This is a genomic window from Nocardia sp. NPDC049220, from assembly GCF_040647855.1.
In the GTDB taxonomy this organism is placed as follows: Bacteria; Actinomycetota; Actinomycetes; order Mycobacteriales; family Mycobacteriaceae; genus Nocardia.
Genome location: NZ_JBEZDA010000001.1, coordinates 126,620 through 141,188, shown reverse-complemented (window position 1 = coordinate 141,188; position 14,569 = coordinate 126,620). Strand labels below are relative to the sequence as shown.

Annotated in this window: 13 protein-coding genes; all 13 read right to left on the bottom strand. The window is 65.9% G+C overall.

Annotation, left to right across the window (positions count from 1 at the left end):
• Positions 1–548: 548 nt before the first annotated feature.
• The 13 genes from raiA to AB0C34_RS00535 all read right to left on the bottom strand — a co-directional run bounded on the left by raiA (position 549) and on the right by AB0C34_RS00535 (position 14,526).
• A complete protein-coding gene (raiA, locus tag AB0C34_RS00595; protein ID WP_357065845.1) occupies positions 549–1,280 on the bottom strand; it encodes a ribosome-associated translation inhibitor RaiA in 732 nt (243 codons plus the stop codon).
• 207 nt (positions 1,281–1,487) lie between these two features.
• Complete coding sequence (locus AB0C34_RS00590) at positions 1,488–2,132, bottom strand: ComF family protein (protein ID WP_357065842.1); 645 nt, start codon at positions 2,130–2,132, stop codon at positions 1,488–1,490.
• Positions 2,133–2,344: 212 nt separating this feature from the next.
• A complete protein-coding gene (gene lpqB / locus AB0C34_RS00585) occupies positions 2,345–4,153 on the bottom strand; it encodes an MtrAB system accessory lipoprotein LpqB (RefSeq protein WP_357065839.1) in 1,809 nt (602 codons plus the stop codon).
• A complete protein-coding gene (mtrB, locus tag AB0C34_RS00580; RefSeq protein ID WP_357065836.1) occupies positions 4,150–6,210 on the bottom strand; it encodes an MtrAB system histidine kinase MtrB in 2,061 nt (686 codons plus the stop codon). Before mtrB ends, lpqB begins: the two co-directional genes overlap by 4 nt.
• Before the next feature lie 150 nt (positions 6,211–6,360).
• Entirely contained in the window at positions 6,361–7,047 is a 687-nt protein-coding gene (gene mtrA, locus AB0C34_RS00575) for an MtrAB system response regulator MtrA (RefSeq protein WP_357068364.1), read from the bottom strand.
• 69 nt (positions 7,048–7,116) lie between these two features.
• Positions 7,117–7,764 (bottom strand): dTMP kinase, encoded by a 648-nt coding sequence (locus tag AB0C34_RS00570; protein ID WP_357065833.1) that lies wholly within the window; start codon positions 7,762–7,764, stop codon positions 7,117–7,119.
• A gap of 147 nt (positions 7,765–7,911) precedes the next feature.
• A complete protein-coding gene (gene ahcY, locus AB0C34_RS00565) occupies positions 7,912–9,414 on the bottom strand; it encodes an adenosylhomocysteinase (RefSeq protein WP_357065830.1) in 1,503 nt (500 codons plus the stop codon).
• Between the two features lie 60 nt (positions 9,415–9,474).
• Complete coding sequence (locus AB0C34_RS00560; RefSeq protein ID WP_357065828.1) at positions 9,475–10,632, bottom strand: alkane 1-monooxygenase; 1,158 nt, start codon at positions 10,630–10,632, stop codon at positions 9,475–9,477.
• Positions 10,633–10,823: 191 nt separating this feature from the next.
• On the bottom strand, positions 10,824–11,444 hold the full coding sequence (locus tag AB0C34_RS00555) for a TetR family transcriptional regulator (protein ID WP_357065825.1): 621 nt from the start codon (positions 11,442–11,444) through the stop codon (positions 10,824–10,826).
• Positions 11,445–11,484: 40 nt separating this feature from the next.
• Positions 11,485–11,667 carry a rubredoxin gene (locus AB0C34_RS00550; RefSeq protein WP_357065823.1) on the bottom strand — a complete coding sequence of 61 codons (183 nt, stop codon included), beginning with the start codon at positions 11,665–11,667 and terminating at the stop codon, positions 11,485–11,487.
• The gene (locus tag AB0C34_RS00545) at positions 11,664–11,837 is read right to left on the bottom strand and encodes a rubredoxin (RefSeq protein WP_357065820.1); all 174 of its coding nucleotides are present in this window, start codon (positions 11,835–11,837) and stop codon (positions 11,664–11,666) included. Before AB0C34_RS00545 ends, AB0C34_RS00550 begins: the two co-directional genes overlap by 4 nt.
• A complete protein-coding gene (locus AB0C34_RS00540; protein WP_357065818.1) occupies positions 11,834–13,093 on the bottom strand; it encodes an alkane 1-monooxygenase in 1,260 nt (419 codons plus the stop codon). The genes AB0C34_RS00545 and AB0C34_RS00540 overlap by 4 nt, the downstream gene beginning before the upstream one ends.
• 914 nt (positions 13,094–14,007) lie before the next feature.
• Positions 14,008–14,526: an NUDIX domain-containing protein gene (locus AB0C34_RS00535; RefSeq protein WP_357065815.1), complete on the bottom strand. Its 519-nt coding sequence runs from the start codon at positions 14,524–14,526 to the stop codon at positions 14,008–14,010.
• Positions 14,527–14,569: the final 43 nt, after the last annotated feature.

Below are 14,569 nucleotides of genomic sequence, written 5' to 3'. Positions count from 1 at the left end.
ACGGCCGTCCCGACGAACGACCTGCTCGTCCCAGTACCACCGCGAGGTCGATGTCGGCCACCCCTGATTGGCGTGGAACCGCAACCTGTTGGTAGCCGGGCCGGATGGTTCGCGACCCGTTACTCGACAGCGGTGGCGCGTGCACGAGGACGTCGCACGCGAGTTCCATCTGTCCGGGCGGTACCCGCCACCCATCGGCGAACCGACCCTGGACGATTCAGCGTGACAAACCGCATCGCGGTGATCGTCGTCGGTTCGCGTGCGGTGGCGATCTTCGTACTCCGGCGCATCCCGCGACAGCCAGCCGATCCTCGCTATCACATTGGTCGACAACGACTTTCGGGCATATATCGATCGGCTGGGCGACCCTTGCGCTACCGCCGATCGCGCGGCGATGAACACATGCGGGATGCGGTCGCCATGGACTCGGATCAGCGGCGGCGGCTAACGACGCGCCGATAGGCAAGGGCGCGAAAAACTTTCGAACAAAGTTCTCCGGGCACCCGACCGCGGGGCCGAGTACCCGGAGCAACGAGGGAAAGGCCAGGTCAGGCGAGCCGGATCAGGCCATAGTCGAAGGCATGGCGCCGATAGACGACCGACGGCCGGTCGGTCTCCTTGTCCTGGAAGAGGAAGAAGTCGTGCCCGACGAGTTCCATCTGATAGAGGGCGTCGTCAACGGACATCGGGGTCGCCGAGTGCGCCTTCGTGCGCACGATATGGCCAGGGCCGACGGCGTAATCCGGGATCTCCGCCGCTTCGTCGACGCGGCGGGTTTCGCCCTCGGGATGATCGTGTGCGGCGCTCGACCCGCTCGGCCGCTCGAACAAGGAGTCGTCCACCAGGTCGGCCGTGGCCTGGGCGACGGAGACGGGGGTCTTATCTCCGTAGTGCACCCGGCGCCGATCCTTGGTGCGGCGTAGTCTGCTCTCCAGTTTCGCGGTCACCGACTCGAAAGCGGCGTAGAAGCTGTCCGCGCAGGCCTCGGCCCGAACGACGGGCCCCTTACCGCGCGCGGTGATTTCGACGCGCTGGCAACTCTTGCGCTGACGACGGTTACGTTCGTGGAACAGCTCCACGTCGAAGAGAAAGATCGACGGGTCGAAGCGCTCGAGGCGGGAGAGTTTCTCCGCGACGTAGATTCGAAAATGGTCGGGCACCTCGACGTTGCGGCCTTTCACCACGACATCGGCGCGGGTCGCCCGTTGACTGTCTGTTGCGGATTGCTCTATCGCGTCCTGGGTGCCGGCATCCAGCACCGAAGGAGCAGATTCTTTCACTGACGTTCGTGAAGAAGTCGTCACGCGTACCTCCCGGATATGGCCGCACACACCAATGCACATGCGGCGGGATTGAGCTGTGCCGATCGACAATTGCGCGGCACAAGTTGTCCGAGGCGCCACCTCCAAACTCCCGGTTCGGGTGTGTGCTCGCGACGCTAGTACGACTACGGGCCGACCGCCAGTGTTCACGCAAATTTTCCCCAGTCAAGCAGCACAAGTGACCAAGACACCCTGTGCCGGTAGGCCGATTCGCGCCAGCGCGCGAACCGATTCGCGGACCGTCGCGCCGGTTGTCAGGACATCGTCGACCACCACCACCTCGGCGTTTACCGGCAGCGTCCAGTCGGTCCCGAAACCTGGCACAGTCATGACCCGACCGCGCAGATTGTGTACCCGTTCATCCGGCGTCAAGCCCACCGAATCGCGGACGCCTCGCCACACGCGCAACACTGGCACCACCCGGCTCTCTGGCAGTCGCCTCGCGGCGACGCGCGCTGTCCGCAGCACCGGATCTCCGCCCCGACGCCGTGCCGCCGCGGTTCTGCTCGGCGCGGGTACCAGCACCAACGACCGATCGACCGACCGCAGTCGCGCCAGCCCGCCCGCCAGCGCTACTCCCAGCGGTTCGACCAGATCCCGCCGCCCCCGTTCCTTGGCCGCAAGCACCGCGCGTCTGGCCGGGCCACGATAAGGACCGAGCGCCCAGCACGGCACGCCCGGATCCATGCGCGGCCGCACCCGCACCGGGGGCACGTCCAACGCGGCGGCGCAGTCGGCACACCACCCTGTTCCAGGCAGACCGCACCCACCACACGCCGTCGGCAGAATCAGCTCCAGCAGCATCCCCATCGCCCGAGTCTGCATTGGCACACCGACAACTTCACTCGGCCACGGTGGCGGGCTCACCTCCCGCGGAACGGATTACGACAGAGCCCGTAACATCGCTGCCCGCCGAACGGTTACGGCAGCTGACCGGTCATCCACCCACGCGCAATCGACTCGATGCTCGAGCGGCCCGGCACCGCCTTCGGCGCGTCGGTGCGGGGACGCGGCGCACAATGTCAGCCGGGTAGCACCGGAACGGCATTAGCGCCGAGACCGGGCACCTCGCGCCAGTACGGCTCGCCGCCATCCGGATTACTGGTCAGTTCGAGCACCGCGCGGGAGTCCACAACATATTGGTGGTCCGGTGTCGCGCTGACCTCCCGCACCGGCGCCGTCAAGTTCCGGCTGGTCTGGGGCGCAGGCTGGGAACCATCCACCCCGACGGTATTCACCGGGTCGACCTCGCCTTCTCGGGCGATCATGATGGTGTCCAGGTTGAGCCAGCTGAGCGATACCGCGCGGGTGCTCAGAGTGATCGCGATCTGCTGCGGCGAGGTGAGCGCGTAGCGGCCGTCCGGTCGCCGTACCACCACCGCGACATAGACCCTGCCGTCGGCGATCAGCGCCGCGCGAACGCCGCTGCTGGAGATTTGCAACTCGGTGATCGGCGATCTCGGCGCGATGCCGGACGACACCGTCGCCAGCGCCGAGGTGTCGATATCCTGCACGGAGACCGTCGAGGTGGCCCGGTCGTTCACCGCCCGGATCACTCGGTCGCCGTCGACCACCGCCCACGCCGAACCACCGTCAGGGGCCCACGACGGTCGGGTGATCGTCGAGCCTGCGGCAACCGGGAAGGCATTGCCGCCGTAGGTGCCCACCATCAACATGCGCGGCTGCTCGGGCCGTCCGGTCTCCGCCACCGCGGCCACCAGCTGGCCGTCGTCGGACAGCGCCGCAGACTGCAGGGTGCTCACCCCGCCGAAGTACCCCGGCGCCGGCGTGATGGCGCCGTTCTCCCGGAATTGCACCAGTCCGCCACCGCGGAGCGCATGCAACCCGATCTGGCTGCGCGACGCCGCCGGGCTGAATTGCTGGACGTCGGCGACTGTCCACCCGTTCACGGCGAACCGCTCGTCGAGCGGTTTGCCGTCGGCGAGCAGGACGTACGGTCCGAGGATGTCGGCGCCGGACAGGGTGATCACCACCTGGGCGGCCAACAGATCACGATCACGTGGGCTCAGCGCCGACGCGCCGGCGAAGTCGATCTTGACGCCGCCGAGCCCGACCCCGACATCATCCGGGTCGCCGTTCGCCTTGGTGATCGTGCCGCGTAACGCGACCGGAGCGGCCAACTCATTGTGCAGTACCGGGGTGAGTGCCGGCTGCGGGCCCGCGATCAGCAGGCTTAGCAACTTCTGGGCAAGCTGCGCCTTGGGCACCGAGATCCAGCGCAGATCCGGCACGACCGTCGTTCCGCTCGGGTCGACGAAGTACAACACGTAGCGCCGGTAGGACTTGGCGAACGCGGTGGAGTCCATCACGACACCATCCGGCAGATCGTCGATGCGCCACTCGCCATCGACCTTGGTCATCTCGATCTTGTTCTCGATGATGTCGTCACTGGGGCGGTACCCACCGTCCGCGGACAGCTCACCGACCTTGCGCGCACGGATCCGATACGTCGCCTGATCGCCGGCACGGGACTCCCGCAGCGTGTCCGGCTTCTCCACGATCGCAGTGCTCGCCGCGTCGTCCCACTGGACCGAGGCCGCGGGGGTCATGTACTGGCGCGCGGCCAGATGACGATTGGCCGGGTCCGCGGTGGCCTGCAAGAAGTCGCGCAGCAGTAGATCCGGATCCCGGTTGGCGATCGGTGGCGGCGGGCCCTCCAAGGTGGGCTCGCGGTTGATGGTGCCCAGCGCCTGCGGCGCGGACGACTCGGGCAGGCTGGCGCATCCGGTGAGCGTCAAGACTGTCGCGACGGCGACCGCGACCAGCGCGGGCAGCCGTCGCATCATCGCTGACCCGGCACGGATTCTCATGACTGTATGTCCCTGGAAGTACGCGCCACTCCACCGTGATCCGGTGCCGACAGCGGCGCCTGCGATCCATTCGCACTGGCCGCGGGCGTGCTACCGAACCCGAATACGGGTTCGGCACCGGACACCGGTCCGTCGCTGGACATGGACGCCGGACCGGAGGCATCGTCCGAGGGCGACTGGTCACCGGTCGACGGATCACCAGCAGCCCAACCGTCACCAGACTCCGGCGAATCACCAGATACCGTCCGGTCACCAGCGGCGGGCCCATCACCGAGCACCGATGAACCACCGGACACCGACTCACCCGCACGCGCACGATCAGAGCCAGAACCGTCACCCGATCGAGGCGCACCCGGTTCCAGCGCACCACCGGATGTGGACGTATCACTCGACGCAGATCCCATAGCAGATTCCGACGCGGGATCGCTGGATGGCGACGCCGGAGCGCCCACGACGTCCGGTTCCACGCCGACCGGCTCAACCACAATCGGTTCCTCGGCGGGCGGTTCCGGTTCGACGAGTCGCATCGACTTGCGGGCGGGTTCCAGCGGCAGCGGACTCACGCCGAGCTTCCTCCCGCGTACCAGCGGCAAGGTCAACCGAAAACTGGCGCCCACGCCTGCCTCGCCCCACGCCTCCAACCTGCCCTCGTGCAGATTCGCGTCCTCCACACTGATCGACAGGCCGAGGCCGGTACCACCGGAACGGCGCATCCGAGATGGGTCCGAGCGCCAGAACCGATTGAAGACCAATTTTTCCTCGCCGGGCCGCAGACCGACACCGTGGTCGCGGACGACGACAGCGACCGCGTTCGCGAGGACATCGCCGCGCATCCGGATCAGCACCGGCTTGCCCTCACTGTGGTCGAGCGCATTGGCCAGCAGATTGCGCAAAACCCGTTCCACCCGGCGTGGGTCCACCTCGGCGACCAACGGATCATCCGGCAGGTCGACGATCACCTCGACACCGGTGTCCTTGGCCAGGTGCCGCACGGTGGAGATCGCGGCCCGCGCACACATCCGCACGTCGAGTGATTCGACCTGGAGTTCGGCGACGCCCGCGTCGTGGCGACTGATCTCGAGCAGATCGTTGAGCAGGCCCTCGAACCGGTCCAGCTCGTTGACCAGCAGCTCGGCGCTGCGAGCCAGGGCGGGGTCGAGGTCGTCGCTGCTGCCGTGGATCAGGTCGGCCGCCATGCGCACCGTGGTGAGCGGCGTGCGCAGTTCATGGCTGACGTCGGAGGTGAACCGGCGCTGCAGGTTGCCGAACTCCTCCAACTGGGTGATCTGGTTGGACAAGCTTTCGGCCATCTCGTTGAACACCTGGGCCAGCCGCGCCATGTCGTCCTCGCCGCGCACCAGCATGCGTTCCTTGAGCCTGCCGTCCGCGAACCGGCCCGCGATCCTGGCCGCGGAACGGATCGGCAGCACCACCTGTCTTGTCACGAGCGCGGTGATCGCGGCCAACAACACCAACAGCACGATGCCGCCGACGAGCATGGTGCCGCGCATCAGCGCCAGGCTGCGTTCCTCGTTGGACAGCGGGAAGATCAGGTATATCTCCAGGGTGGGGATGTCCGCGCTCGGGCTGCCGATGATCAGCGCGCGGCCGTGGTAGCCATCCGAATCGGCGACCGTGGCGAACTGGTAACTGACCTGGTTGCGCTGTACGAACCGACGCAGCTCGTCCGGCACCTCCTGGATCGGACCAGCGGAGATCTGCTGCTGTGGCGTGCCGCTGATGATGCTCAGCGCCGAGTCGAAACTGCCTGCGGCGCCGGTGGATTGGCCGGTACCGCCGCGGTTGGACAACGCGTTGCGGGCCTCCTGCAAGCGCTGTTGCTGGGTCCCGATGTCGTGCACGCCGACCAACTGGCTCTGCACCGTATTGCGCGCCCGGCCCATCTCCTCCACCGCCGCGTTGATCTTGGCATCCAGGAGACGGTCGGTGATCTGACTGGTCAGCACCACGCCGAGAATCGTGATGACGATCAGCGACAGGGTCAACGTCGACACGATGACGCGCAACTGCAGCGAGCGGCGCCAGAGGTGCCCCAAGGCGCTGCCTACCGCTTGGGACCACGCAACCACGGGTACCAGCGACCGTCGAAGACGCGTGACCACGCCGTCGGTGTCCGAATTCCGGCCTTCGCGGGGCCCTTCGTGGTCACGCAAACTAGCGCCTCCAGGCCATGAGCTCAGGCCGGATCACGGCGGTCCGGCCTTGTAGCCGACACCACGGACGGTGAGCACGATCTCCGGATTCTCGGGATCTTTCTCCACCTTCGCCCGCAGCCGCTGCACGTGGACGTTCACCAGACGGGTATCGGCGGCGTGCCGATACCCCCAGACCTGCTCGAGCAGGACCTCGCGGGTGAACACCTGCCGCGGCTTCCGCGCCAGCGCGACCAGCAGATCGAACTCCAGCGGCGTCAGCGAGATCTGCGCGCCGCCGCGGCTGACCTTGTGCGCGGGCACGTCGATCACGATATCCGCGATCGACAGCAGCTCGGCGGGCTCGTCCTCGGTCCGGCGGAGACGAGCTCGCACGCGGGCGACGAGTTCTTTCGGCTTGAACGGCTTGACGATGTAATCGTCGGCACCGGACTCGAGACCGAGCACGACGTCGACCGTGTCGGTCTTGGCCGTGAGCATCACGATCGGAACCCCGGAATCGGCCCGCAGCACCCGGCACACATCGATGCCGTTCATGCCAGGCAGCATCAGGTCCAGCAACACCAGATCGGGGCGGATCTCCCGAACCGCCGCAAGGGCCTGTGTGCCGTCGCCGACCACATGCGGGTCGAACCCTTCCCCGCGCAAGACGATCGTGAGCATCTCAGCGAGTGCCATATCGTCGTCGACGACCAGAATCTTCGGCTTCATAATTACTATGTTGTCATCTCCCAGGCCAGGATCGGGCCGCCACGCCAACACTCGTGTGAACCCGCGCGTAATCCAACCTTACCGACCAACGAGTTCGGCGATCCGCGCGGACAGCTTAGCCGGATCGTCATCGGATCGGTATGTCCACCATGGTCCGTGCCAGTCGCGTGCGGCCAGCTCACGGTACACCGCACCGGTGCGGTGTTGCAGACCGCCATCGCGCTCGTAGACATCCAGCGCACGGTCGGCGTCGAGTTCGCCTCGCCTGCGGGCACGCTCAGCCGCGACCTCGACAGGTATGTCGAGCAGCACCTGCACTGCCGGCGCGGGCAGGGCGAACCTGTCGAACTCCAATTCAGCCACCCAGTCGATGATTTCGCCGTCGGCGGACTGCCCGAGCCGCGCGGCGGAATAGGCGGCGTTGGACGCGGCGTAGCGGTCGAGGATGACAACGTCGTTGTCGGCCAATAGCTTCGACAGTTCGTCGTGGGCGCCCGCGCGGTCCAGCGCGAACAGCACCGCCATGCCGCAGACCGAGTCCGCGAGATCGCCATGTGCGCCGCGCAGCGCCTCGGCGGCCAGATCCGCGTGCACCGAGTGACCGTAGCGCGGGAAGGCCATCGTCGCGGCGCGTAGCCCCCGCCCGCGCAGCTCGGCGACGACCCGGTCGATCAGCGTTCGCTTGCCCGCGCCGTCCAGGCCCTCGACCGCAATCAGCACTCCCATAGCCACGCAGGGTACTCCGTCGCCATTGCTCCGCCGTAGCCGACTGACCAGGGCCGATGGCGGGTCACGTGGCCGGGCGCGGCGTGGTGACCAGCCGGGGGACGTCGCGCCGATCGGACGGTCGGCGCGACATCCCGTGCGCACCGCTCAGTAGCGGTAGTGCTCCGGCTTGTACGGCCCCTCGACGTCCACACCGATGTACTCGGCCTGATCCTTGCTGAGCTTGGTCAACTCGCCGCCGAGCGCCTCGACGTGGATGCGCGCGACCTTCTCATCCAGGTGCTTCGGCAGGCGGTAGACCTCGTTGTCGTACTCCTGCGGCTTGGTCCACAGCTCGATCTGCGCGATCACCTGGTTGGAGAAGCTGTTCGACATCACGAACGACGGGTGGCCGGTCGCGTTGCCCAGATTCAGCAGGCGTCCCTCCGACAGCACCAGGATCGAGCGCCCGGACCCTTTGAACGTCCACAGGTCGACCTGCGGCTTGATCGTCAATTTCGTTGCGTCGGAATGCTCCAGCGCGGCCATATCGATCTCGTTGTCGAAGTGACCGATATTGCCCAGGATGGCCTGGTCCTTCATCGCCTTCATGTGCTCGAGGGTGATGATGTCCTTGTTGCCGGTCGCGGTGATGACGATGTCGGCGTCACCGATCGCCTTCGCCACGGTCACCACGTCGTAGCCGTCCATCAGTGCCTGCAGCGCGTTGATCGGGTCGATCTCGGTGACCTGCACGCGTGCGCCCTGTCCGGCAAGCGATTCCGCGCAGCCCTTTCCGACGTCGCCGTAGCCGCAGATCAATATCTTCTTGCCGCCGATCAGCACGTCGGTACCGCGGTTGATGCCGTCGATCAGCGAGTGGCGAGTGCCGTACTTGTTGTCGAACTTGCTCTTGGTGACCGAGTCATTGACGTTGATCGCCGGAAACACCAGCTCGCCCGCCGCCGCGAACTGATACAGCCGCAGCACGCCGGTGGTGGTCTCCTCGGTGACACCGCGAACCGACTCGGCGATCGTGCTCCATTTGTCCTTATCGCTCTCGAACCGCTCGCGCAGCAGACTCAGGAACACCTTGAACTCGGCGGAGTGGTCCTCGTCCTCCGGCGGGACCACGCCCGCCTTCTCGAACTGCGCGCCGCGCAGCACGAGCATCGTGGCGTCGCCGCCGTCGTCGAGGATCATGTTGGCATGAAGCGGCGCTCCGTCTGCAGCGGAAGGCCAGGTGAGCATCTGCTCGGCCGCCCACCAGTACTCCTCCAGGGTCTCGCCCTTCCAGGCGAACACGGGCGTGCCCTCGGGCTCGTCGACGGTGCCGTGCGGGCCGACGACCACCGCGGCGGCCGCATGGTCCTGGGTGGAGAAGATATTGCACGAAGCCCAGCGCACCCGCGCGCCCAGCTCCGTCAGGGTCTCGATGAGCACCGCGGTCTGAACGGTCATGTGCAGCGAGCCCGAGATGCGCGCGCCCTGCAGCGGCCGCACCTCGGCGTACTCACGGCGCAGCGCCATCAGACCAGGCATCTCGTGTTCGGCGAGGCGGATCTCCTTGCGGCCGAATTCGGCCAGAGCCAAGTCCGCCACCTTGTAGTCGATGCCGTTACGGACATCGGCGGTCATGGACGTGCGTGCGGGAAGTTCTGAGGTCGTCATCAGCCTCTCCTGGTTCGGCAAGTACCGAAGTAACGCTAGTCGCTGAATTTCGCGAGCGGATTACGCGGTCAGCCCGTAGGCCGACAGTATGCGGCGGCGCTTGCGCGGTTGGATGTTCGCCAATGTGACGTCGCCGTCGTAGTGGCCGAGAACCCGCTTGTCCATCACCCGCCGCCACAGCGGCGGAATGGCGGCGAGCAGGATCATCGTCGCGTACCCCGAGGGCAGTTGCGGAGCCTCCTCCGAACTGCGCAACGTCTGGTACCGACGACCGGGATTGGCGTGGTGGTCGCTGTGGCGCTGCAGATGGAACAGGAAAATGTTGGTAACCAGGTGGTCGCTGTTCCAGCTGTCACCAGGGGAGCAGCGCGCATAGAGCCCGTTCGGGCGCCGTGCGCGCAGCAGGCCGTAGTGCTCGACGTAGTTCACCGTCTCCAGCAGGGCGATGCCGACCACGGCCTGCAGTGCGAGCCACGGCAGCACTGCTGGGCCGAAGCCCACGACCAAGCCGCCGAACAGGATCAAGGTCATCGACCACGCCTGCAAGATGTGGTTGCCCACGCTCCACCAGCGCTTGCCCTTGCGGGCCAGCCGCGCACGCTCCAGACCGATCGCCGAGCGGAAACTCCCCGACACGCTGCGCGGCAAAAACTCCCAGAGCGACTCGCCCAGCCGACCGCTGGCCGGGTCCTCCGGCGTCGCCACCCGCACGTGATGTCCGCGGTTGTGCTCGACGAAGAAATGCCCGTACCCGGACTGGGCGAGAGCGATCTTGGCCAGCCAACGCTCCAAGCGCTCGACCCGGTGCCCGAGTTCGTGCGCGGCATTGATCCCGATGCCGCTGACGAATCCCAAGGTGGCGGCCAACCCGAGCTTGTCGACCACGCTCAACTCGTGGCCTGCCCACATGTAGCACGCGACACCCAAACCGATCAGCTGGATCGGCAAAAACAGGTACGTACACCACCGGTAGTACCTGTCTTTCGACAGCAACTCGTAGTCCTCGTCCCGCGGGTTGCTGCCGTCCTCTCCGATCGTCCAGTCCAGCAACGGGATCACGACCAACACGATGATCGGTCCGATCCACCAGAACACCGTCGCGCCGGTATGCAGTACCAGTTGCGACGGCAGCAATGCCGACGACGGGGCGATCAGGCCCAAAACCCACAGATGGCGTTTGGGATCGACCGACCCCGCCGGTTTGCCAACCGTTTGCACGTTTGCCCCGCTAAATGAAAGACCCTGAAGACCCTTATTTGACGCCTGGAGAATACTTGCAGACTGTACGTCTGTTACACCCAGTTGACCGCGTAGACATGGCGGCAGTTACATGCCGGCCAGTCACATTCTCAGCAGCTTCACAGGTGAGCACGATCATCGCATGAGTCGCACCCTGGTTGCCACACGGTTCAGTTTCGCACGCGCGCCGCGAGAATCGCCTCGACGTACGGACTCAAGAGCATACTCAACTCTTCCGGCGCATCCCGCCCCGGGCCGGGCGGAGTCGGGATATAGCTGAGCGCGATCCGCACCAGCGCGTGTGCGATCACCGTCGATTCGGCCGGCGTCGCCGCTACCCAGCTGTGCTGGAACGCACTCGACAATCGCTCCGTCGCGTGATCGAGCAGCGGGCCGGCATCAAGCGTGATCAGCCGCAACAGGTCCAACTTCACCTCGCCGGCCAGCAGCGACCGCACCAACGGATCAGCGGCCGCGTCGGCGACGAAATTGGCCACCCCCTCACGGAACGCCGCTCGAACGTCATCGACATTGCCGGTGATCGCCGCGTCGACATGGTCGACCAAATCATCCGCCAGACGCAGCGCGTAAGCCTGCGAGAGACCGTTGCGCGAGCCGAACTCGTTGTAGAGCGTCTGCCTGCTCACCCCGGCGCGGGCCGCGATATCACCGAGCGTGATCTTGGACCAGTCTCGCTCGGTCAGCAGCTCACGCATCGCATCGAGGACCGACGTACGCAGCAGTTCGCGCGCGGCTTCCTGATAGGAACTCCTGGTCCCGTTGCGCGGCATACCCGCGACACTGTCACGGGCGTTTACCGCGGTCAAAACCTCACGACCGTTCGATCTCGACCATGTAGAAGTCCGCCTTGGCGGCACCACAGTCCGGGCAGGTCCAGTCAGCCGGGATGTCATCCCAGCGGGTGCCCGGCGCGATACCGTCCTCCGGCCAGCCCGTGGCCTCGTCATATTCGAATCCGCACTGGATGCACTGGTAGAGCTTGTATTCGGTCATTTCCTCACCCCTATCGGCTCGAAGTCGATCTTTTCCCGCACACCACAGTCGGGACAACACCAGTCGTCCGGCACGATCTCCCACCGGGTTCCCGCCGGAAAACCCTCGTGCGGCGCGCCTTTCATCTCATCGAAGACATAATCGCAGACCGGACACCGAAACGCGCTCATGCACCGATTCCTTCCGCGCCGCCGGTCGCCACCTCCGCGCCGTAGCGCGCGAACACTGTGTCCCGCTTGCCCGGTTGCACGTTGGCGCGGGTGATGTCGCCGCCGTAGTGTGCGAGCACTCGCTTGTCCATGACGCGGCGCCACAGTGGAGGGAAATAAGCGAGCAAGATCATGCTCGCGTAGCCACTCGGCAGGTTGGGCGCGCCGTCCCAGCTGCGCAGAGTCTGGTAGCGCCGGGTTGGATAGGCGTGGTGGTCGCTGTGCCGCTGCAGGTGGTACAGGAAGATGTTGGTGACGATGTGGTCGCTGTTCCAGCTGTGCACCGGAGCGGGTCGCTCATAGCGTCCGCCGGCCGTGCGCTGCCGTACCAGGCCGTAGTGCTCCAGGTAGTTGACCGACTCCAGCAGGCTGAAGCCGATTACCGCCTGCAGGACCAGATACGGAAGCAACTCGATTCCGAAGATCGCGAGCAATGCCGCGTACAGCACCGCCGACATCAGCCAGGCACTGAGCACCTCGTTTCGCAGGCTCAGCGGCCTCTTACCGAGCCGCTCCAGCCGAACCTTCTCCAGGCGCAAGGACGACTTCAGGCTGCCCCACACAGTGCGCGGCCAAAATGCCCAAAATGTCTCGCCGACCCGGGAACTCGCCGGGTCCTCGGGCGTCGCGACGCGCACATGATGGCCACGATTGTGCTCGATGTAGAAGTGCCCGTAGAACGATTGCGCCAACGCGATGCGCGACAGCCAGCGCTCCAGGTTCACCTTCTTGTGGCCGAGTTCGTGCGCGGTATTGATCCCGATGCCACCGATCATGCCGACCGTGATCGCCAGGCCGATCTTGTCCACCAGATGCAGGCCGCCGTCGATGCCCAACCAGCTCACGTTGTCGGCGGTGATCAGGTAGGCGGCGAGCAGCAACGTCGCGTACTGGAACGGGAGGTATAGGTAGGTCAGATGTCGGTAGTACTTGTCGTTCTCCAAGTACTCCATCACCTCGTCCGGCGCATTGTCGCCGTCCGGGCCGAAGAAGAGGTCGGCCAGCGGAATCAGCAGGTAGATCAGGATCGGCCCCAGCCAGAACGGCACCTGGGCCACGCGGGGCCAGCCGAGTTCGTTGAACGCCCAGATCAGCGGGAGGCCGATCGTGAACAGGCCGGTCGGAGCGAACAGCCCCCACAGCCACATGTAGCGCTTGCGGTCACGCCAAGCCGGCACATCGACCGGCTGCGCGGCCATGTCGGCGTCTGTCGACATCGTCGTCTCCGTTCAAGGCGGCACGTCATGTGTGACGTGCATGACATCCAAGATTGACAATATCTCTATATTTGTCGCCTGTCTAGACAAATCAGAGATTTTGTAAAGAACGAGTACGACCTATCGCACAGCCCGATCTGAGCGCCCGCGACCAGCGCCGAAGCACACCGGCCGCGATTCGGCTTCACCACACCGCTGCTTCAACCGCGCAACGAACATCGACGTCATGGATTCAGCCGACGGGCGCGGGCACTACCGCCGATATCCGAGGATTCCGCCGCCCTCGCGACCCGCCGCCCGATCCACCGCCGGCAGCACCGAGTCACATCCCCGCCCTGATTCCGCCCCCCAACCAGCCATCACCCCACCCCGCACAGCCGCAAATTCCGCACCGAGCGTAGTGATGTGGAGACCCGAAATGTGCGCAGAGGCACCATCCAACTCCCGTCAAGAAGTGGGAATAACGGGCGGCACCGGCGGGATCGACGTGATTGCGGCCATTGGTGAGACCATGGCAGCGCGATGCCAGCCAGCGCTACGCGAAATTAGGCGAAACCACCCCACTGCCACCGGCCTGATACCACCCCAACCAGGCACTTCCGCATTCCTGCACAATTCCATAGCGGACGTAGTGAAGTGGCGACCCGAAATGTGTGCAGAGGCACCATCCAACTCCCGCCAAGAAGTGGGAATAACGGGGCGGCACCGGCGGGATCGACGCGGTTGCGGTCACCGGCGAGACCACCGACCGCGATGCCGTCCGAAGTGCCCGACGCCAGCCAGCGCCACGCGAAACTATCCAGCGTCGCCCGAACCACCACCCGAATCGCCCTATGCGGTCCGGTGCCGCCCAGTACGGTCCAGTGCCGTCCGCAGTGACAGGTGTGCGATAGGTCTTCGGGATCGATCTCGTTTCAGCGCAGCAGGACGTCGGCATTCGCGGGCAGCGCGTCCACCGGCCACCAGCGCAGATCGGTGGACTCGCTGCTGCGCACCGGCACGGCGTCGGCCGGCGCGGTGATCCGGAACAGCAGGTCCAGATGTCGGGTGGGCACACCTAGTGAGCAGGTGATCGGGTGCGCCTGGGCGCCGTATAGCTCCGGCGCCATCCGGAGTTCCTCGATGCCGGACTCCTCGATCGCCTCACGCAGCGCGGCAGCCGCGATGGTGGCGTCGTTCTCCTCACAGTGGCCGCCTAGCTGGATCCAGCGGCCGACCCTGGGATGCAGGGTCAGCAGCACCTCGCCACCGTCGGGTGAGAAGATCACCGCGGAGGCGGTGATATGCCCGGCTGCGTGCTCACGCAGGCACCCGCGCGGCGCGGATCCGAGGAATGCCAGCATCGCCTCACGCAGCGACCGATCCGAATCGAGGGCCGGATACCACGATTCGAGCAGGGCGGTCGCCGAGGCGTGCAGGGATTCCGCGCTCACCGCCCGCTCCTTCGTCCGGCCATCCGACGCACAACCCGCCTCA